A 17,230-nucleotide genomic window follows, 5' to 3' on the forward strand; every position below is an offset into this window, starting at 1 on the left:
CCCGATGAGACGCAAGACAGTCGCCGTGCTGGACTACGGCAGCGGCAACCTGCGCTCGGTGTCGCAGGCGGTGGCGCACGCGGCGCAGGCCGCTGATGTGGACGTGCGCGTCACCGCGCGTGCGCAGGATGTGCGGGAGGCCGAACGCGTGGTGCTGCCCGGCCAGGGGCACATGGCCGACTGCATGCGCGAACTCGCCGCCTGCGGCCTGCTCGATGCCGTGCTGCACGCTGCTGCCCATAAGCCGCTGTTTGGCGTCTGCGTTGGCATGCAGATGCTGTTGCAGCGCAGCGAAGAAGGCCCGACCGATGGCCTGGGCTTGATTGCGGGCCAGGTGCTGCGCTTTCAGCTCGCGGGTCGCTTGCAGGCCGACGGCAGCCGCTTCAAGGTGCCGCAGATGGGCTGGAATCGGGTCTATCATCAACTGGGCCCAGGCGCGCCGCATCCGCTGTGGTCTGGCATTGCCGATGGCGCTTACTTTTACTTCGTGCACAGCTACTACGCCCAGCCAACGCACCCACAGCACTGCGTGGGCGAGACCGACTACGGCGGCCGCTTTGCGGCGGCGATTGCGCGCGACAACCTGTTCGCGACCCAGTTTCACCCAGAGAAAAGCGCCGACCAGGGCCTGGCGCTGTACCGCAATTTTCTGACCTGGAACCCCTGAACCAACCGCTACCGACCACCATCATGCTGCTGATTCCCGCCATCGATCTCAAAGACGGCCAATGCGTTCGCCTCAAGCAGGGCGACATGGACCAATCCACGGTGTTCGGTGCAGACCCGGCCGCCATGGCACGCAACTGGGTCAACAAGGGCGCGCGCCGCGTGCACCTGGTCGATCTCAACGGCGCCTTCGCCGGCAAGCCCAGGAACGAGGCAGCGATCCGCGCCATCCTGAAGGAGGTGGGCTCCGAGGTGGATGTGCAGCTGGGCGGCGGCATCCGCGACCTCGACACCATAGAGCGCTACCTGGACGCCGGCCTGCGCTACGTCATCATCGGCACCGCCGCCGTCAAAAACCCCGGCTTTCTGCAAGACGCCTGTACCGCCTTCGGCGGCCACATCATCGTCGGCCTGGACGCCAAGGACGGCAAGGTCGCCACCGACGGCTGGAGCAAGCTGACCGGCCATGAGGTGCTTGACCTGGGAAAAAAGTTCGAGGACTACGGTGTCGAAGGAATCATCTACACCGACATCGGCCGCGACGGCATGCTCTCGGGCATCAACATCGAAGCCACCGTCAAGCTGGCGCAGGCGCTGTCCATCCCCGTCATCGCCTCCGGTGGCCTGTCCAGCCTGGACGACATCCGGGCCTTGTGCCTGGTGGAAGACGAGGGCGTCGAAGGCGTCATCTGCGGCCGCTCGATCTACAGCGGCGACCTGGACTTTCAGGTTGCGCAGCAGCTCGCCGATGATTTGAACGGTTGAGCCATGAAGCACCGCAAGACCTGCTGCGCGGCGGCCTGACATGCTCGCCAAACGCATCATCCCCTGCCTGGACGTGACCGGTGGTCGCGTCGTCAAGGGTGTCAACTTCGTCGAGCTGCGCGACGCGGGCGATCCGGTAGAGATTGCGGCGCGCTACAACGAGCAGGGCGCCGACGAGCTGACCTTTTTGGACATCACGGCAACCTCCGACGGGCGCGATCTGATCCTGCACATCATCGAAGCGGTGGCCTCGCAGGTCTTCATTCCTCTGACCGTCGGCGGCGGCGTGCGCACGGTCGATGACGTGCGCCGCTTGCTCAACGCGGGCGCCGACAAGGTCAGCTTCAATTCGGCAGCCATTGCCCACCCGCAGCTGATTCGCGCTGCGTCGGACAAATACGGTTCGCAGTGCATCGTGGTCGCCATCGACGCCAAGCGCCGTCAGGGCGAGGACCTGCTCCACCGCGGCCAGGGCTGGGACGTCTACAGCCACGGCGGGCGCCAGAACACCGGGCTCGACGCACTGGCCTGGGCGCGGCAGATGGCCGACTGCGGCGCGGGCGAAATTCTGCTCACCAGCATGGACCGTGACGGCACCAAGAGCGGCTTCGACCTGGCGCTGACACGTGCCGTGGCCGACGCGGTGGACGTGCCGGTCATTGCCTCCGGCGGCGTCGGCACACTGGATCACCTGGCCGACGGGGTGCAGCAAGGCGGTGCCGACGCGGTGCTGGCTGCCAGCATCTTCCACTACGGCGAATACACCGTCGCACAGGCCAAGCAGCGCATGGCCGAACGCGGCATACCCGTGAGACTTTGAGCATGACAAGCAATTGGCTCGATGCCATCAAGTGGGACGCACAAGGCCTGCTGCCGGTGATTGCGCAGGAGGTCGGCAGCGGCGACGTGCTGATGTTCGCCTGGATGAACCGCGAGGCGCTGCAAAAGACGGCCGAGCTCGGCCGTGCGGTCTACTTCAGCCGCTCGCGCAACAAGCTCTGGTTCAAGGGTGAAGAATCGGGCCATGTGCAAACGGTGCACGAGATCCGGATCGATTGCGACAACGACGTGCTGCTGCTCAAAGTCACCCAGCACGGCCACGAGCCCGGCATCGCCTGCCACACCGGGCGTCACAGTTGTTTCTTCCAGCGTCTTCACAATGGTCAATGGGTGACGGTCGATCCGGTGCTCAAAGACCCCGAATCAATTTACACGCAAGCCACTCATGACTGAAACCGATACCCTGGCCCGACTGGCGGCCGTACTTGAAAGCCGCAAGCCCGCCCACGGAGGGGATCCGCAGACCAGTTACGTCGCACGCCTGCTGCACCAAGGGCCGGATGCGTTTTTGAAGAAAATAGGCGAAGAGGCCACCGAAGCGGTAATGGCGGCAAAGGACTGCGAGCACGGCGGCGATGCGCAAAAACTGGTCAACGAAATCGCCGACCTCTGGTTTCACTGCCTGATTGCGCTGGCGTATTACAGCAAGTCGCCCGCCGACGTGCTCAGCGAACTCGCGCGCCGCGAGGGTCTGAGCGGGCTGGATGAAATGGCCTTGCGCCAAGCGCTGCAAAAACAATCCGAACAACAAGGAGTCAGGCCATGAACGCATTCGACGTGACGCCAGACGCGGGAAAAACGCCCGAGCAACTCGCCAGCCTGCGCCAGATCACGCTGGTGGTCTATATTCTGTACGCCTTGTCCTGGCTGGCTGGCATCACTGGCATCATTGCCATCGTGATCAACTACGTCAAACGCGAAGACGCTGCCGGTACCTTGTACCAGAGCCACTTCAGTTGGCAGATTCGCACCTTCTGGTGGAGCTTGCTGTGGGCTGTGCTGGGCGCGTTGACCATGTTCATTCTGGTCGGCTTCCTCATTTGGTTTGTGGCGGCAATCTGGTTCATCTACCGCATCGTCAAAGGCCTGCTCTACTGGAGCGATCAAAAACCCATGCCGGGCTGAACATGAGCACGTTTGATTCGAGTTGCATTTTCTGCCAGATCATCGCTGGCCACATTCCGTGCCGAAAAGTCTACGAAGACGACGAGATTCTCGCCTTTCACGACATCAAGCCCTGGGCGCCGGTGCATTTTCTGCTGCTGCCCAAGCTGCACATTGCGTCGATGGCGCAGATTGCGCCCGAGCACGAGCGGCTGCTGGGGCGCATGCTGCTGCTGGCACCCCGGCTGGCGCTGGAGCAAGGTTGCAACCCCTACCCGCAGGGTGGCTTTCGCATCGTCTGCAACACCGGAGCCGAAGGCGGGCAGGAGGTGCAGCACCTGCACCTGCACGTCATGGGCGGCGCGCGTCCCTGGCTGCGCGGCTGAGGGTGCCTATTTTTTTACTCGAACTGGGTTTTACGCAGGCGCAAGCCTGAACTCTGAGCCGACCTTAGAATCCCAACACTTGCATTTGCCGTCTTGTCCTATCTCTGGAGAAAATCATGGGTTCCTTATCAATCTGGCACTGGTTAATCGTTTTGTTGGTCGTGGTGCTGGTGTTTGGCACCAAGAAACTCAAGAACATCGGCGCCGACCTCGGCGGCGCGGTCAAGGGTTTCAAGGACGGCGTGAAAGACAGCGGTGCGAGCGACGCTGACGCCAGCACGGCTGCGGCAGCGCAAGTCACGCAGGAAACCCGGGCCGACAAAAACACCATCGACGTCGAAGCCAGGCAAAAAAGCTGAGCTTTGGCCGCATATGATCATCGCTCGATCCGATTGACGCGATCTTTCTGTCTGACCGGGTCAGGCGTGCAGTCTTTGCGGCGCGCGCCACGTGTCCTGAATTCCTGACCCATGCTTGACTTTGGCGTTTCTGAACTGGCTGTCATTGGAGCCGTGGCCCTGCTGGTCATCGGGCCCGAGAAGCTGCCGCGCGTTGCGCGCACGGTGGGTGCCTTGCTGGGCAAGGCGCAACGCTATGTGGCCGATGTGAAGGCCGAGGTCAGCCGCAGCATAGATCTCGAAGAACTCAAGAAAATGAAGGAGTCGATGGAAGGCGCGGCGCGCGAGGTCGAGGACTCGGTGCACAGCAGTACGCACGAGTTCGAAAAGTCCTGGTCGGACGTCACGGCCGGTCTCGATGCTGCTGCCACGCCGGGGTCGGCCCCGTCAGACGGTATCGGCTTTGATGCCATGCCCGCCTACAAGCGACCAAAAAAGAACTGGCGCATCAAGCAAAAAGCCATACCGCAGTGGTACAAGATGCGCAACGGTGTGCGCACCCACACCCAGTCGGGTGCCGCCCGGGTGGCGCGTTTTCGGCCCCGGCCAACTTCCACGCCCCGCTAATGGCTTCAGCAAAAGACTCCAAGGACGAACTCGCCGGCAGCGAGCAGCCGTTTGTTCAGCACCTCAAGGAGCTGCGCGATCGCCTGCTCTATGGCTTGATGGGTCTGGCTGCCTGCATGGTGTTGCTGGCGATCTGGCCCGGCCCGGCCGGTCTGATCGACTTGATCGCCATCCCGATTCGCGCCCATATGCCGCCCGACGCCAAGCTGATCGCGGTCGGTGTGTTTTCGCCCTTTTTCGTACCGATCAAGGTGTTGCTGATGGCGGCCTTGTTGCTGTCGCTGCCGTGGTGGATGTACCAGGTCTGGGCTTTTGTGGCGCCCGGGCTCTACAGCCAGGAAAAGCGTTTTGCCATTCCGATGATCGTGATCGGCAGTTTGTTGGCCTATGGCGGCATTGCTTTCGTGCAGTTGTTCGTGCTCGACCAAATGTTCGCCTTCATTCAGCACTTCACGCCTGACAGCGTGGCGGCCACGCCCGACGTGGCTTCCTACGTCGAAGCCATTTTGTCGCTTTATCTGGCGTTCAGTCTGGCGTTTCAGGTGCCGGTGGTTGTGATATTGCTGGTCAAGCTGCGCATGGTCACGATCCAGCAGTTGAAGGACTTTCGCGGCTACTTCATCGTCCTGGCATTCATCATCGCGGCGGTCATCACGCCGCCCGACGTGATTTCGCAGCTCGCGCTGGCGCTGCCCATGTGCCTGCTGTATCAGTTGGGCATCTGGGGCGCTCAGTGGTTCATCAAGCTGCCAGCGGCGGTGCCCGAGCAAGCCAGCGAAGCCAGCAGCGCCAAGTAAGCGCAGCCCTCTCAGCGCGGCCGCTGCGGCGGGGGACTGCGACGACCGGGGGTAATGTCAAGCTCGGTCTTGCCCGAGCGACGCACCACCTCGACGGTCGATGGTGTTCCAGGCGCCAGCGCGGCAACCGCTGCCAGCAATTGCGAGACGTTGCGCACCGGTTGCCCGGCAACGTGGGTGATCACATCGCCTGGACGCAGGCCGGCGCGGGCCGCCGGGCCATTTTCCAGCACGCCGGTGATGATGACGCCACCGCCTGCAGGCAGGCCCAGGTTGTGCGCCAGTTCGGCGTCGAGTTCCTGCGGCTCGACGCCGATCCAGCCGCGCGTGACCTGACCATCGCGCACAATGGCCTCCATCACGCTGCGCGCGGTCGAACTCGGAATGGCAAAGCCGATGCCAAGTGAGCCGCCCGAGCGCGAGTAGATGGCGGTGTTGATGCCCATCAGGTGGCCGTTGACGTCCACCAGCGCGCCGCCCGAGTTGCCCGGGTTGATGGCAGCGTCGGTCTGAATGAAGTTCTCGAAGGTGTTGATGCCCAACTGGGTGCGACCCAAGGCGCTGACGATGCCGCCAGTGACGGTTTGACCGACACCAAAGGGGTTGCCGATCGCCAGCACCTGATCGCCAATCGCCAAGGCATTGGAGTCGCCCAGCGTGATGACGGGCAAGTCAGGCAGATCGATTCTCAGGATCGCCAGATCGGTTTCTGGATCGGTGCCTATCACCTGGGCTGGGCTTTTGCGGCCGTCGTTGAGCACCACCTCGATCTGGGCGGCGGCCTCGATCACGTGGTTGTTGGTCAGGATGTAGCCGGCCGAGCTGACGATCACGCCCGAACCCAGACCGGTTTGAGGCCGCAGCCGGGCCTGGTCGCCAAAGAAAAATCGGAACCAGGGATCGTTCAGGTGCGGGTTGACGGCCGCTGCCCGTCGGGTACTGATGCTGACCACCGCTGGAGCGGCGTGCTGGACTGCAAGGCGAAAACTCGCTGCACCTAGCAAGGCTGGAGCCGCTCCGGTGGGCGGCACTGGGGCCAGCACCAGCGGCGCCGGCGCAGAGCGCTGCAACCACTGCGGTTGCAGTGTGGCGACAACAAAAAACACCGCCAGCAAAAGGGTGACGGCTTGGGCGAATATGAGCCAGAGGCGTTGCATGGGAGGCGGTGACAAAAGATGGGTCAGGGGTTTGTTTCAGGAGGCGTTCAGCGGGACTCGCCCCCCAGTTCTGATTGTGAGCTTAAATGCAAGCAGTCAGCGCTGTTTCAAGTGCTTGACCCAGATCAAGGCGGCCAATCGTGTAAGCAGTTGCAATCAGGTCTTGTTCAAATCAAGCGACGGAGTGCATCATGACTGCAGTGGTAGACCTTTTCACGACCCCTTACGGTCTCTTTAGCTTGGCCACCATTGTGGGCGTCATTGCGATGGCGATCTGGTTTTACCGCTTTTTCAAGCGCAAGGTCGAGGAATCGGACGCGGACCAGCGGAATTCTTGATCGGTTGGCCTTGAGACGCGCGGCGCAGCGCGCAGGGGCATGCCACGCTGTCACAATAGGGCACGGTTGACCCATTGGTGTTGCGCTGCTTGGCAGCGTTGGCGGGGCATCCGATTCTTTAGTTCCTGCTTGCCATGCCCTGCGAACCCCAAGCTGCTCTTGCCCGATCCGACCTGGTGCGGGCACTCGATCACCTGCTGCAACCGGGCTTGTTGCAAGATTACGCGCCGAACGGCCTGCAGGTGCAAGGGCGGGCTGAGATTCGTCATCTGGTCACGGGGGTGACGGCCAGCCTGGCCTTGATCGACGCCGCGCTGGATGCCGGGGCCGACGCGATTTTGGTTCATCACGGGTTGTTCTGGCGCGGCCGGGACGCCTGCGTGACGGGCTGGCTCAAACAGCGGCTGGCACGCCTGCTGGCGCACGACGTCAGCTTGCTGGCCTACCATTTGCCGCTTGACGCGCACCCGGTGCTGGGCAACAACGCCCAGTTGGCGCAACTGCTGGGCGTGGCTTTGTACGACGGCGTGCGCGGTCGTTTTGGCGAACAGGCGTTGGGTTTCATGGGCCAGCGGCGCGCCGATTCGGCTGCGGCGCTCGCAGCGCAGGTGCAGCAAGCGCTGGGCCGAGCGGTGACGCTGGTGGCGCAGCCGGACCGACCGATCGAGCACGTGGCGCTGTGCAGCGGCGGCGCGCAAAGCTATTTCGAGGCGGCCATCGCCGCCGGCGCCGACGTCTTCATCACCGGCGAAATTTCCGAACCGCAGGCCCACTACGCACGCGAATGCGGTGTGGCCTACATTGCCTGCGGCCACCACGCCAGCGAGCGCTACGGCGTGGCAGCGGTGGGCGCGCATGTGGCGGCCGAACTGGGCCTGCGCCACAGCTTCATCGACATCGACAATCCGGCCTGAGACGTCTGCGATGCAACTGCTGCGGCGAACAGCGCGGCCCGTGGTGTTGTCCATGGGCGACCCGGCCGGCATTGGCCCGGAAATCATTGCCAGCGCCTTTCAACAGCGCCCCGATTTGGGCCGTCAGGTGCTGGTCGCTGGCGACGTGGCGGTGCTGCGCCGCGCGCTGCGGCTGAGCTCGCAGCGACTGGCGTCACAGGCCGCGCCGATCATGTTGGTCGAATTGAACCAATGGTCAGACTTTGCGCAAACCCCGCCCGCTGGCTTGCCGCTGGTACAAGCGTGTGCTCTGAAGCAGCCAGTCGCTCTGGGCCGAGTCAGCGCCGAGGCCGGCCTGGCGGCGGCCGACTGCATTCGCTTTGCAGCCCAGGCGGCCCTCGATGGCCGGGCGCGCGCCGTCGTCACCGCGCCGATCCACAAAGAAGCGCTGGCCGCCGCCGGACTCGAATTCCCCGGCCACACCGAAATGCTGCAGGCGCTGGCGGCGGCGCATCAGGGGCTGGCGCCGGCTGCGCTGCCGGTGCGCATGATGCTGAGTTGTCCGGGCCTGCGCACCGTGCTGGTCAGCATCCACGTCTCGCTGCGGCAGGCGCTCGATGCCGTCACCCAGAAGCAGGTGTTGCAAACCCTGCGCATCACGCACGCGCATCTGAGCCGTTTTGGTCCGAGCTCGGCGCGCATTGCGGTGGCCGGACTCAACCCGCATGCCGGCGAAGGGGGTTTGTTCGGTCGCGAAGAAATCGACTCCATTGGCCCGGCGATTCGACAGGCGCAAAGCGAGGGCATCGATTGCAGCGGTCCGCATGCGCCCGATACCGTATTCATGCGCGCCCGTCAGGGCATTTTCGACGTGGTGGTGGCGATGTACCACGACCAGGGTCTGATCCCGGTCAAGCTGCTCGGGCTCGAGCACGGGGTCAACACCACGCTGGGGCTGCCCTTCGTTCGCACCAGCCCGGATCATGGCACCGCCTTCGATCTGGCCGGCAGCGGCCGAGCCAGCCCGGCCAGCCTGCTGGCGGCCATCGACGCCGCGCTGCAGGCCGCGCCCGACTGAGGGCTGCTTCAGCGGCGCAACTGGTCGCGTATCTGATGCAGCAACAGCACCTCTTCGCTTGGTGCGGGCGGCGCCGCAGGTGTCGGCGGCTGGTTTTTCATGATGCGCTTGATCGGATCGACCATGAGAGCCGCCGACTTGTCCGATCGTTTCACTGCCCGCGGCACGTGGTGCGGCGCCGGCGTGCAGGCGTCGAGTTTTGGCTGCAGCACACGCAACTTTGCATTTGTGGCCTGCCTCCAACGGGTATGACTTTGAAAGCCGCCCAAAAAATGAAAGTCCTGCCCGTTCTCCCTCTCCCCCAACCCCTCTCCTGCGCACGGGAGATGGGAGCGAAGTGAGTCGCGGTCCGACTTTCACGTTAATGCCAGGCCACAGATCGCATCTGTGAGCCACAGATCGCATCTTGGGCTCCAGTACAATCCGCAGACACCCAAAAACTCCTCTCGAACCAGCTAGAAAGTTTGTCATGAGCGAAGCATTCACGAAGCCGGCTGTCGACAACAGCCGCAGAACCTGGCTGATCGCTACCTGCGCCGTTGGCGGTGTCGGTGCGGTTGGCGTCGCCGTTCCATTTGCCAGCAGCATTCAACCGTCCGAGCGGGCCAGGGCCGCAGGTGCGCCCGTAGAAGTTGACATTTCACGCATCTTGCAGGGCGAGAAACTGGTGGTCGAGTGGCGCGGCAAGCCAGTCTGGATCATGCGCCGCACCCCCGAGCAATTGGCTTCTCTGGAAAATATCGATGCTCAGTTGGCTGATCCGAATTCGGTGCGCACCGCCGTCCCGACTCCCGAATACGCGCGCAATCGGCACCGCTCGATCAAGCCCGAATACCTGGTGCTGGTGGGTATCTGCACCCATCTGGGCTGCTCGCCGGGTGCCAGATTGAATCCGGGCCCGCAGCCATCGCTGCCCGATGACTGGCCGGGTGGTTTTTTTTGCGCCTGCCACGGCTCAACTTTCGACTTGGCAGGACGGGTTTTCTTGCACAAGCCGGCACCCGACAACCTGGCGGTGCCGCCGCACCACTACCTATCAGAGACCAGATTGCTGGTCGGGGAAGACGCACAGGCCTGAGTCGCCTTGCCTGACCGTGCAAGCAGATACCTGACACCCGAGGCAATCCATGGCTGAATTCAAAGAAATTTCTCCCGACGCACCCCTGAGCCATAAAACGCTCAACTGGATCGACAACCGCTTCCCCCTCTCCAAGCTCTTCAACGACCACATGGCGCACTACTACGCGCCGAAGAATCTGAACTGGTGGTACGTTTTCGGCTCGCTGTCGCTGCTGGTGCTGGTGATCCAGATCGTTACCGGTATTTTCCTGACCATGCACTACAAACCCGACGCGTCGCTCAACGCCGCCGGGGTGCCGGTGGCGTTTGCGTCGATCGAGTACATCATGCGCGACGTGCCCTGGGGCTGGCTGATCCGCTACATGCACTCTACCGGTGCCTCGGCTTTCTTCCTGGTGGTCTATCTGCACATGTTCCGGGGCTTGATCTACGGCTCTTACCGCAAGCCGCGCGAGTTGGTCTGGGTCTTTGGTTGCGCCATTTTCCTGGTCTTGATGGCAGAGGCCTTCATGGGCTATCTGCTGCCCTGGGGTCAGATGTCATACTGGGGCGCGCAGGTGATCGTCAACCTGTTTGCCACCATCCCCTTTATCGGTCCTGACTTGGCGCTGTTGATCCGGGGCGACTTCGTGGTTGGAGACGCCACGCTGAACCGCTTTTTTGCCCTGCATGTGATTGCCGTGCCACTGGTGTTGCTGGGGCTGGTGGTGGCGCACATCATCGCTTTGCACGAAGTGGGCTCCAACAACCCCGACGGCATCGAAATCAAAGACCACAAGGACGCCAACGGCGTTCCACTGGACGGCATACCGTTTCATCCCTACTACACCGTGCACGACATCCTGGGTGTGGGGCTGTTCCTGATGGTGTTTTCGGCGCTGATTTTCTTTGCACCCGAATTTGGCGGCTTGTTCCTGGAGTACAACAACTTCATTCCGGCCAACCCGATGGTGACGCCGCTGCATATTGCCCCGGTCTGGTACTTCACGCCGTTTTACGCCATGCTGCGCGCCATTACCACGCAGATGATGTTCGTGCTGGTGGCCTGCGTGGTCCTTGGCGCTGTGCTGGGTGTGTTCAAAACCAAGCTGAGCCTGATGGGCAAGAGCACGGTGGTTGGCGCTTCGCTGTTGCTGGTGCTGTTGTTTCTGAGTATCGATGCCAAGTTCTGGGGCGTGGTGGTGATGGGTGCGGCGGTGCTGATCCTGTTCTTCCTGCCCTGGCTCGATCACAGTCCGGTGCGGTCGATTCGCTACCGTCCCACCTGGAACAAGTGGCTCTACGCTGCTTTCGTGGTCAACTTCCTGGTGCTGGGCTACCTGGGCATCTTGCCGGTGACGCCGCTGTACGAGCGCATTTCTCAGTTCGGTACGCTGTTCTACTTTGGCTTCTTCCTGCTCATGCCGTGGTGGAGTCGTATCGGCGAATGCAAGCCGCTGCCGACCCGGGTCACCTTCAAGCCTCACTGAAAACCAGCAGCCACAAGCGGAGTAACCGTCAAATGAAAAGAATTCTTCTAAGCTTTGTGCTGGCGCTGGGCTTGTCGGGCGCGGTTCTGGCGGCCAAGCCGACCATTCCTATCGAGCGCGCACCCGACCGCTCGCACGACATGGCGGCGCTGCAAAACGGTGCCAAACTGTTCGTGAATTACTGTTTGAACTGCCATTCGGCCTCGTTCATGCGCTTTAACCGCCTGCGCGACATCGGTTTGAACGACAAGCAGATTGCCGAGAATCTGACCTTCACGACCGACCGCATTGGAGACACCATGGTCGTTGCCATGGACCCGCGCGAGGCCAGGGAGTGGTTTGGCGTCAACCCGCCTGATCTGACCCTGGTGGCGCGCTCGCGCGCGGCCATTGGCGCGCATTCCGGCCCTGACTACCTCTACGCCTTGATGCGCAACTACTACCGCGACGACACCCGTCCGAGCGGCTGGAACAATCTGGTGTTCCCCAATATCGGTATGCCCAATCCGTTTTGGGAGCTCGAAGGCGAGCGCCGTCCCTTGTTCGAGGCGGTGATGGTTGATGGCCGTGAAACCCAAGTACACAAAGGCTGGGAAGAGGTCAAACCCGGCACCATGAGCCGGGCCGAGTTCGACAGCAATATGGCCGATCTGGTGGCCTACATGACATGGATGGCTGAGCCGCGGCGCCACGAGCGCGAGCGTCTGGGTGTGGTGGTGCTGTTGTTCCTGTTGGTTTTCACCCTGGTGGCCTGGCGCCTGAATGCAGCCTACTGGAAGGACATCAAGTAATTTCACTTGAGCCGGTCTGGAGCCCGCGGTCAAAGAATGACCGCGGGCTCGCTCGTTTTGAACAGCCCTGCCGTCGTTCTCTGTCGCCCACTTTGCAGCGCTGCTTTTCTACAAGGATAATCCTCTCATGATGGTTTTGTATTCGGGCACCACCTGTCCGTATTCCCACCGCTGCCGTTTCGTGCTGTTTGAAAAAGGCATGGATTTTGAAATCCGCGACGTGGATTTGTACAACAAGCCGGAAGACATCAGCGTGATGAACCCCTACGGCCAGGTGCCGATTCTGGTCGAGCGCGATCTGATTCTGTATGAGTCGAGCATCATCAACGAATACATTGATGAACGCTTTCCGCACCCGCAACTGATGCCGGGTGATCCGGTCGATCGGGCGCGGGTGCGTCTGTTCCTGCTCAACTTCGAGAAAGAGCTGTTCGCCCATGTGGCCACGCTGGAGTCGCGCAGCAGCAAAGGCAACGAGAAAACCCAGGAAAAGGCGCGTTCGCACATCCGCGACCGCCTGACGCAGTTGGCGCCGGTGTTTCTGAAAAACAAGTTCATGCTCGGCGAGAGTTTTTCCATGCTCGACGTGGCGATCGCCCCCCTGCTGTGGCGGCTCGATTTTTACGGCATCGAGTTGAGCAAAAATGCCGCCCCCCTGCTGAAGTACGCCGAACGCATTTTTTCGCGACCGGCCTATATCGAGGCGCTCACGCCGTCTGAAAAAGTCATGCGCAAATAAGCCGCTGCAGTCGACGCTCTCTCCATGATCTCTTCCGAGCAAGAACTGCCGTCTACCCGGCCATACTTGATACGTGCCCTGCATGAGTGGTGCACCGATCTCGGTTACGCCCCGCACATCGTGGTGCAAGTCGATGGATTGGTTCGCGTGCCGCTGGAGTTCGTCAAGAACGGTGAAATCGTCCTCAACCTGAGTCTGCAGGCGAGCAACGCGTTGCGTCTGGGCAATGAATACATAGAATTCAAGGCCCGTTTCGGTGGTGTGGTGCGCGATATTCAGGTGCCGGTCAGTCACGTCACGGCAATCTACGCGCGCGAAAATGGCCAGGGCATGGCATTTCCTGCGCCACCCGCGCTGCCGGATCAAGCTGCTGCGGCGCCCGACAGCCGCTCGGCCGCTGCCAAAGCGCCAGCACCGCGCAATAGCTTGCGCGCCGTGCCGGCGCAGCCATCTGATGGCGAGTCGGTGGCGCCGGAGCCGCCCGATCCTCCACCGGGCTCGGCCGCAGGTGCCGGGACGCGGCCGGCGCTGAAAAGAGTCAAGTAAAATCAATCCCCATTCACTGCCGCTTTAGCTCAGTTGGTAGAGCAATCGCCTTGTAAGCGATAGGTCGTCTGTTCGAGTCAGACAAGCGGCACCAAAAAATGCTGAGGTTGTTGTATCGGCTTCAAGGTTTGGGCAGCAGCACTTTGATTCGAATGTGCTGCACCGGCGAGCCGTCAGCGCGCAGCGCTGCTTGTAGGGTGGGCAGCAGATGGCGCAGTTTGGTGGACGCGCTGGCGCTGCCGACCAGCAAGCACCAGTCGCTGCCCAGCAGCGGGCCGGCTTGAACGGCCGGCCGCAGTGCCGCTGGAATCAGGTGTTGCACCAGCCGCAGCAGGCGCTGAGATTCCTGCACGCGCTGGCGCAAAGCCGCCAGTGCCGGCGCCGCTTCGCTGGCTTGCTCCAGGCTGAACGTTGAGCGTGGGGTGGTGTTCATGGGTGGACCGGGTGAGCGGGTGGCGCAAATAGGGAGAAAGACTCGAGCTTGCACATTATCCGAGATGGTTCATTCGGGTGGACAGCGTTGGTGGATGCCGCTGCGCAGCCGTTTTTTCCCGATGGAGCAGTTCATGGCGGTCGGCGCTGCGCAGCGCCTGCAGCCGTTGCGCCTGGGGGGTCGAACGCCGCCTGCCGAGCGCAAGCCGGTCTGGCCGACAGGTAAAATCCGCCCTGTGCCCGCGCGGCGCCGGTTGCCAGTCTGCGCCGGACTGCTGCGACACGGTTTTGTCTGGGCTTCCTAACTTCAACAATGACTGTGCGCGGCCCGCAGGGCGGGCGCTGCAGGTTTGCATGTATGGCCATTAAATTCCTCTCCGCCATTTTTGGCAGTCGCAACGAACGCTTGCTGAAATCCTTTCGCAAGACGGTGCTGCGCATCAACGGTCTGGAGGCTGAGTTCGAGCGACTCAGCGACGACGAGCTCAAGGCCAAGACGGTGGAGTTCAAGGCCCGCATCGCGCAAGGCCAGACCTTGGACGCTTTGTTGCCGGAGGCGTTTGCGGTGGTGCGCGAAGCCAGCAAGCGCGTCATGAAGATGCGCCACTTCGACGTGCAGTTGATGGGAGGTCTGGCCTTGCACCAGGGCAAAGTGGCCGAGATGCGAACCGGCGAGGGCAAGACGCTGACCGCCACTTTGCCGGTCTACCTCAATGCCCTCGGCGGTCATGGCGTGCACGTGGTGACGGTCAATGACTACCTGGCCAGCCGCGATGCGCAGTGGATGGGGCGGCTGTACAACTTTCTGGGGTTGACGGTCGGGATCAACCTGCCGCAGGCGCCGCGCTCTGACAAGCAAGCCGCCTACCGGGCCGACATCACCTACGGCACCAACAACGAATACGGCTTTGATTACCTGCGCGACAACATGGTCTACGAAGCCGCCGACCGGGTGCAGCGCGGGCTGCATTACGCCATTGTCGATGAAGTCGACTCGATTCTGATCGACGAGGCGCGCACGCCGCTGATCATCAGCGGTCAGGCCGACGATCAGACCGCGCTCTACATCGCCATCAACCGGCTCACGCCGCAACTGCAGCGCCAAGAAGGTGAGGCCGATGCACGAACCGGCGAAGGCGTCATCACACCGGGTGACTTCACGGTGGATGAAAAAGCGCACCAGATTCACTTGACCGAGCAGGGGCACGAGAAGGCCGAGCAATTGCTCAGCCAGGCCGGCTTGCTGCCCGAGGGCGCTTCACTCTACGACCCGGCCCACATCGCGCTGATGCACCACCTGGTGACTTCTCTCAAGGCGCATCACCTCTACCACCGCGATCAGCAGTACGTCAACCAGGGCGGCGAAATCATCATCGTGGACGAGTTTACCGGCCGCCTGATGGCGGGGCGGCGCTGGAGCGACGGCCTGCACCAGGCGGTGGAGGCCAAGGAAGGGGTGGCGATCCAGCCGGAAAACCAGACGCTGGCATCGATCACGTTCCAGAACTATTTCCGCCTCTACGGCAAGCTCGCTGGCATGACCGGCACCGCCGACACCGAGGCCTACGAATTCCAGGAAATCTACACCCTGGAGACGGTGGTGGTGCCGCCGAACCGGCCCAGCAAGCGCAACGACCAGCTCGACCGCGTCTACAAGACCACGCCGGAAAAATACCGCGCCGCGATCGAAGACATCCGCGAATGCTATGGGCGCGGCCAGCCGGTGCTGGTAGGTACCTCGTCAATCGAGAATTCGGAGGTCATTGCCGAACTGCTCAGACAGGAAAATCTGCCACATGAGGTGCTCAACGCCAAGCAGCATTCGCGCGAGGCCGACATCATCATCCAGGCCGGTCGGCCGGGTGCCATCACCATCGCCACCAACATGGCCGGGCGCGGCACCGACATCGTGCTCGGCGGCAACCTGGAGAAAATGGTCGACGCATTGATGGCGGACGCGACGCTGGAGCCAGCGCTGCGCGAGGTCAAAGTCCAAGCCCTGCGTCAGCAGTGGCAGCAAGACCACGAAAAAGTCAAATCGCTCGGCGGCTTGCGCATCATCGCCACCGAGCGCCACGAGTCGCGCCGCATCGACAACCAGTTGCGCGGCCGCTCAGGTCGCCAGGGTGACCCGGGATCGTCGCGTTTTTACCTCAGCCTGGACGATGCTTTGCTGCGTATTTTTGCCGGCGACCGGGTGCGCTCCATCATGGAGCGGCTCAAAATGCCGGAGGGCGAGGCGATCGAGGCTGGCATCGTCACGCGCAGCATCGAAGGCGCGCAGCGCAAGGTCGAGGCGCGCAACTTCGACGTTCGTAAGCAGTTGCTGGAGTACGACGACGTTTCGAATGAACAGCGCAAGGTGATTTACCAGCAGCGCAATGAGATTTTGGATTCCAGCAATATGCGCGAGCAGATCGACGCGCTGCGCGACGGCTGCTTTCGTGACCTGGTGCAGCAATACGTGCCGCATGCCAGCATGGAAGAGCAGTGGGATCTGCCAGGTCTGGAGCGACTCTTGCGCCAAGAGTGGGCGGTCGACGTGCCCGTGGTGTCCTGGGTGGACGAAGCCGATGCGATCGACGCCGAGGAAATCGCCGAGCGGGTGTGTGTGGCCGCCAAGGCGGTATTCGATGGCAAGGTGCAAGCGGTGGGTGAGCAAAACTTCGCCCCGTTCGAGCGCATGGTCTTGTTGCAAGCCATAGACAGCCAGTGGCGCGAACATCTGGCCGCGCTCGACTACCTGCGCCAGGGCATCCACCTGCGCGGCTACGCGCAAAAGCAGCCCAAGCAAGAGTACAAGCGCGAGGCCTTTTTGCTGTTTGGCCAGATGCTCGACAGCGTGAAAAAAGAAGTCACGCGTTTGTTGATGAACGTGCGCGTGCAGTCGGCCGAACAAATTTCGCAGGCCGCCGAACAGATCGAGCAGCGCGCCGAGCACATTGCCAACGTGACCTACAGCGCCCCGACCGAAACCGGTGAGGTCGAAGTCACCACCGACGCCGCCACCATCAGGCGCGCTGTTGCCGGCAGCAGCAGCGTACCCAGGGTCGGACGCAACGAACCTTGCCCCTGCGGCAGCGGCAAAAAGTACAAGCACTGCCACGGCAAACTGGCCTGAGATTGCAAACTGCCCCATCGACAGGCTGCTGTCCTGGGGGGTTCGATTCGATTTTTCACGGAG

At 62.2% G+C, this 17,230-nt stretch carries 22 protein-coding genes and 1 tRNA gene; 20 read left to right on the forward strand and 3 right to left on the reverse strand.

All coding sequences use genetic code 11. The annotated features are described in order from the left end of the window. Positions 1–4 precede the first annotated feature (4 nt). The 10 genes from hisH (at position 5) to tatC (ending at position 5,523) form a co-directional block, all read left to right on the forward strand. Positions 5–667, forward strand: a complete 663-nt coding sequence (gene hisH, locus EST26_RS00760) for an imidazole glycerol phosphate synthase subunit HisH (RefSeq protein WP_291064542.1) — start codon at positions 5–7, stop codon at positions 665–667. Positions 668–690: 23 nt separating this feature from the next. Then, positions 691–1,431 (forward strand): 1-(5-phosphoribosyl)-5-[(5-phosphoribosylamino)methylideneamino]imidazole-4-carboxamide isomerase, encoded by a 741-nt coding sequence (gene hisA, locus EST26_RS00765; RefSeq protein ID WP_291064544.1) that lies wholly within the window; start codon positions 691–693, stop codon positions 1,429–1,431. 40 nt (positions 1,432–1,471) lie between these two features. Further along, complete coding sequence (hisF, locus tag EST26_RS00770; protein ID WP_291064545.1) at positions 1,472–2,251, forward strand: imidazole glycerol phosphate synthase subunit HisF; 780 nt, start codon at positions 1,472–1,474, stop codon at positions 2,249–2,251. A 2-nt stretch (positions 2,252–2,253) separates the two neighbouring features. Beyond that, positions 2,254–2,664 (forward strand): phosphoribosyl-AMP cyclohydrolase, encoded by a 411-nt coding sequence (hisI, locus tag EST26_RS00775; protein ID WP_291064547.1) that lies wholly within the window; start codon positions 2,254–2,256, stop codon positions 2,662–2,664. Next, positions 2,657–3,037, forward strand: coding sequence for a phosphoribosyl-ATP diphosphatase (locus EST26_RS00780; protein ID WP_291064548.1), 381 nt, complete (start codon positions 2,657–2,659; stop codon positions 3,035–3,037). Before hisI ends, EST26_RS00780 begins: the two co-directional genes overlap by 8 nt. Next, positions 3,034–3,396 carry a hypothetical protein gene (locus EST26_RS00785; RefSeq protein ID WP_291064550.1) on the forward strand — a complete coding sequence of 121 codons (363 nt, stop codon included), beginning with the start codon at positions 3,034–3,036 and terminating at the stop codon, positions 3,394–3,396. The genes EST26_RS00780 and EST26_RS00785 overlap by 4 nt, the downstream gene beginning before the upstream one ends. Before the next feature lie 2 nt (positions 3,397–3,398). Then, entirely contained in the window at positions 3,399–3,761 is a 363-nt protein-coding gene (locus EST26_RS00790) for a histidine triad nucleotide-binding protein (protein ID WP_291064552.1), read from the forward strand. Positions 3,762–3,877: 116 nt separating this feature from the next. Continuing rightward, positions 3,878–4,120, forward strand: a complete 243-nt coding sequence (gene tatA, locus EST26_RS00795; RefSeq protein WP_291064553.1) for a Sec-independent protein translocase subunit TatA — start codon at positions 3,878–3,880, stop codon at positions 4,118–4,120. 111 nt (positions 4,121–4,231) lie between these two features. Then, a complete protein-coding gene (gene tatB, locus EST26_RS00800; RefSeq protein WP_291064555.1) occupies positions 4,232–4,726 on the forward strand; it encodes a Sec-independent protein translocase protein TatB in 495 nt (164 codons plus the stop codon). Further along, the gene (gene tatC / locus EST26_RS00805) at positions 4,726–5,523 is read left to right on the forward strand and encodes a twin-arginine translocase subunit TatC (RefSeq protein WP_291064557.1); all 798 of its coding nucleotides are present in this window, start codon (positions 4,726–4,728) and stop codon (positions 5,521–5,523) included. The genes tatB and tatC overlap by 1 nt, the downstream gene beginning before the upstream one ends. Before the next feature lie 11 nt (positions 5,524–5,534). Here tatC and EST26_RS00810 read toward each other — a convergent pair whose 3' ends face one another. Then, positions 5,535–6,680 (reverse strand): trypsin-like peptidase domain-containing protein, encoded by a 1,146-nt coding sequence (locus tag EST26_RS00810; protein ID WP_291064558.1) that lies wholly within the window; start codon positions 6,678–6,680, stop codon positions 5,535–5,537. 191 nt (positions 6,681–6,871) lie between these two features. On the opposite strand from EST26_RS00810, the gene EST26_RS00815 reads away from it, so the two are divergent. From EST26_RS00815 to pdxA, 3 genes are all read left to right on the forward strand, one after another. Beyond that, positions 6,872–7,018 (forward strand): DUF3149 domain-containing protein, encoded by a 147-nt coding sequence (locus tag EST26_RS00815; RefSeq protein WP_291064560.1) that lies wholly within the window; start codon positions 6,872–6,874, stop codon positions 7,016–7,018. A gap of 134 nt (positions 7,019–7,152) precedes the next feature. After that, positions 7,153–7,932: a Nif3-like dinuclear metal center hexameric protein gene (locus EST26_RS00820; RefSeq protein WP_291064562.1), complete on the forward strand. Its 780-nt coding sequence runs from the start codon at positions 7,153–7,155 to the stop codon at positions 7,930–7,932. 10 nt (positions 7,933–7,942) lie between these two features. Beyond that, positions 7,943–8,989: a 4-hydroxythreonine-4-phosphate dehydrogenase PdxA gene (pdxA, locus tag EST26_RS00825; RefSeq protein WP_291064564.1), complete on the forward strand. Its 1,047-nt coding sequence runs from the start codon at positions 7,943–7,945 to the stop codon at positions 8,987–8,989. 8 nt (positions 8,990–8,997) lie between these two features. On the opposite strand, the gene EST26_RS00830 is transcribed toward pdxA, so the two are convergent. After that, positions 8,998–9,201, reverse strand: a complete 204-nt coding sequence (locus EST26_RS00830) for a hypothetical protein (RefSeq protein ID WP_291064566.1) — start codon at positions 9,199–9,201, stop codon at positions 8,998–9,000. 257 nt (positions 9,202–9,458) lie between these two features. Between EST26_RS00830 and petA the strand changes: the two genes are divergently transcribed. From petA to EST26_RS00860, 6 genes are all read left to right on the forward strand, one after another. Continuing rightward, positions 9,459–10,067 carry a ubiquinol-cytochrome c reductase iron-sulfur subunit gene (gene petA / locus EST26_RS00835; protein WP_291064568.1) on the forward strand — a complete coding sequence of 203 codons (609 nt, stop codon included), beginning with the start codon at positions 9,459–9,461 and terminating at the stop codon, positions 10,065–10,067. Positions 10,068–10,116: 49 nt separating this feature from the next. Beyond that, complete coding sequence (locus tag EST26_RS00840) at positions 10,117–11,538, forward strand: cytochrome b N-terminal domain-containing protein (protein WP_291064569.1); 1,422 nt, start codon at positions 10,117–10,119, stop codon at positions 11,536–11,538. A 32-nt stretch (positions 11,539–11,570) separates the two neighbouring features. After that, on the forward strand, positions 11,571–12,329 hold the full coding sequence (locus EST26_RS00845; protein ID WP_291064571.1) for a cytochrome c1: 759 nt from the start codon (positions 11,571–11,573) through the stop codon (positions 12,327–12,329). A 127-nt stretch (positions 12,330–12,456) separates the two neighbouring features. Continuing rightward, entirely contained in the window at positions 12,457–13,068 is a 612-nt protein-coding gene (locus tag EST26_RS00850; protein WP_291064573.1) for a glutathione S-transferase N-terminal domain-containing protein, read from the forward strand. Between the two features lie 24 nt (positions 13,069–13,092). Continuing rightward, positions 13,093–13,614: a ClpXP protease specificity-enhancing factor gene (locus EST26_RS00855; RefSeq protein ID WP_291064575.1), complete on the forward strand. Its 522-nt coding sequence runs from the start codon at positions 13,093–13,095 to the stop codon at positions 13,612–13,614. 18 nt (positions 13,615–13,632) lie between these two features. Continuing rightward, positions 13,633–13,708, forward strand: a tRNA-Thr gene (locus EST26_RS00860). A gap of 27 nt (positions 13,709–13,735) precedes the next feature. On the opposite strand, the gene EST26_RS00865 is transcribed toward EST26_RS00860, so the two are convergent. Then, a complete protein-coding gene (locus EST26_RS00865; protein ID WP_291064576.1) occupies positions 13,736–14,047 on the reverse strand; it encodes a DciA family protein in 312 nt (103 codons plus the stop codon). A 357-nt stretch (positions 14,048–14,404) separates the two neighbouring features. Here EST26_RS00865 and secA point away from each other — a divergent pair, with 357 nt between their 5' ends. After that, positions 14,405–17,167, forward strand: a complete 2,763-nt coding sequence (gene secA, locus EST26_RS00870) for a preprotein translocase subunit SecA (protein ID WP_291064578.1) — start codon at positions 14,405–14,407, stop codon at positions 17,165–17,167. Positions 17,168–17,230: the final 63 nt, after the last annotated feature.

The sequence above is a fragment of the Hydrogenophaga sp. genome, from assembly GCF_014773545.1.
Classification (GTDB): domain Bacteria; phylum Pseudomonadota; class Gammaproteobacteria; order Burkholderiales; family Burkholderiaceae_C; genus Hydrogenophaga.

What these genes read in the sequence shown, in the direction of transcription:
- hisH (WP_291064542.1), top strand. Translation starts at nt 5, where the DNA reads ATGAGACGCAAGACAGTCGCCGTGCTGGACTACGGCAGCGGCAACCTG.
- hisA (WP_291064544.1), top strand. Translation starts at nt 691, where the DNA reads ATGCTGCTGATTCCCGCCATCGATCTCAAAGACGGCCAATGCGTTCGC.
- hisF (WP_291064545.1), top strand. Translation starts at nt 1,472, where the DNA reads ATGCTCGCCAAACGCATCATCCCCTGCCTGGACGTGACCGGTGGTCGC.
- hisI (WP_291064547.1), top strand. Translation starts at nt 2,254, where the DNA reads ATGACAAGCAATTGGCTCGATGCCATCAAGTGGGACGCACAAGGCCTG.
- EST26_RS00780 (WP_291064548.1), top strand. Translation starts at nt 2,657, where the DNA reads ATGACTGAAACCGATACCCTGGCCCGACTGGCGGCCGTACTTGAAAGC.
- EST26_RS00785 (WP_291064550.1), top strand. Translation starts at nt 3,034, where the DNA reads ATGAACGCATTCGACGTGACGCCAGACGCGGGAAAAACGCCCGAGCAA.
- EST26_RS00790 (WP_291064552.1), top strand. Translation starts at nt 3,399, where the DNA reads ATGAGCACGTTTGATTCGAGTTGCATTTTCTGCCAGATCATCGCTGGC.
- tatA (WP_291064553.1), top strand. Translation starts at nt 3,878, where the DNA reads ATGGGTTCCTTATCAATCTGGCACTGGTTAATCGTTTTGTTGGTCGTG.
- tatB (WP_291064555.1), top strand. Translation starts at nt 4,232, where the DNA reads ATGCTTGACTTTGGCGTTTCTGAACTGGCTGTCATTGGAGCCGTGGCC.
- tatC (WP_291064557.1), top strand. Translation starts at nt 4,726, where the DNA reads ATGGCTTCAGCAAAAGACTCCAAGGACGAACTCGCCGGCAGCGAGCAG.
- EST26_RS00810 (WP_291064558.1), bottom strand. Translation starts at nt 6,680, where the DNA reads ATGCAACGCCTCTGGCTCATATTCGCCCAAGCCGTCACCCTTTTGCTG.
- EST26_RS00815 (WP_291064560.1), top strand. Translation starts at nt 6,872, where the DNA reads ATGACTGCAGTGGTAGACCTTTTCACGACCCCTTACGGTCTCTTTAGC.
- EST26_RS00820 (WP_291064562.1), top strand. Translation starts at nt 7,153, where the DNA reads ATGCCCTGCGAACCCCAAGCTGCTCTTGCCCGATCCGACCTGGTGCGG.
- pdxA (WP_291064564.1), top strand. Translation starts at nt 7,943, where the DNA reads ATGCAACTGCTGCGGCGAACAGCGCGGCCCGTGGTGTTGTCCATGGGC.
- petA (WP_291064568.1), top strand. Translation starts at nt 9,459, where the DNA reads ATGAGCGAAGCATTCACGAAGCCGGCTGTCGACAACAGCCGCAGAACC.
- EST26_RS00840 (WP_291064569.1), top strand. Translation starts at nt 10,117, where the DNA reads ATGGCTGAATTCAAAGAAATTTCTCCCGACGCACCCCTGAGCCATAAA.
- EST26_RS00845 (WP_291064571.1), top strand. Translation starts at nt 11,571, where the DNA reads ATGAAAAGAATTCTTCTAAGCTTTGTGCTGGCGCTGGGCTTGTCGGGC.
- EST26_RS00850 (WP_291064573.1), top strand. Translation starts at nt 12,457, where the DNA reads ATGATGGTTTTGTATTCGGGCACCACCTGTCCGTATTCCCACCGCTGC.
- EST26_RS00855 (WP_291064575.1), top strand. Translation starts at nt 13,093, where the DNA reads ATGATCTCTTCCGAGCAAGAACTGCCGTCTACCCGGCCATACTTGATA.
- EST26_RS00865 (WP_291064576.1), bottom strand. Translation starts at nt 14,047, where the DNA reads ATGAACACCACCCCACGCTCAACGTTCAGCCTGGAGCAAGCCAGCGAA.
- secA (WP_291064578.1), top strand. Translation starts at nt 14,405, where the DNA reads ATGGCCATTAAATTCCTCTCCGCCATTTTTGGCAGTCGCAACGAACGC.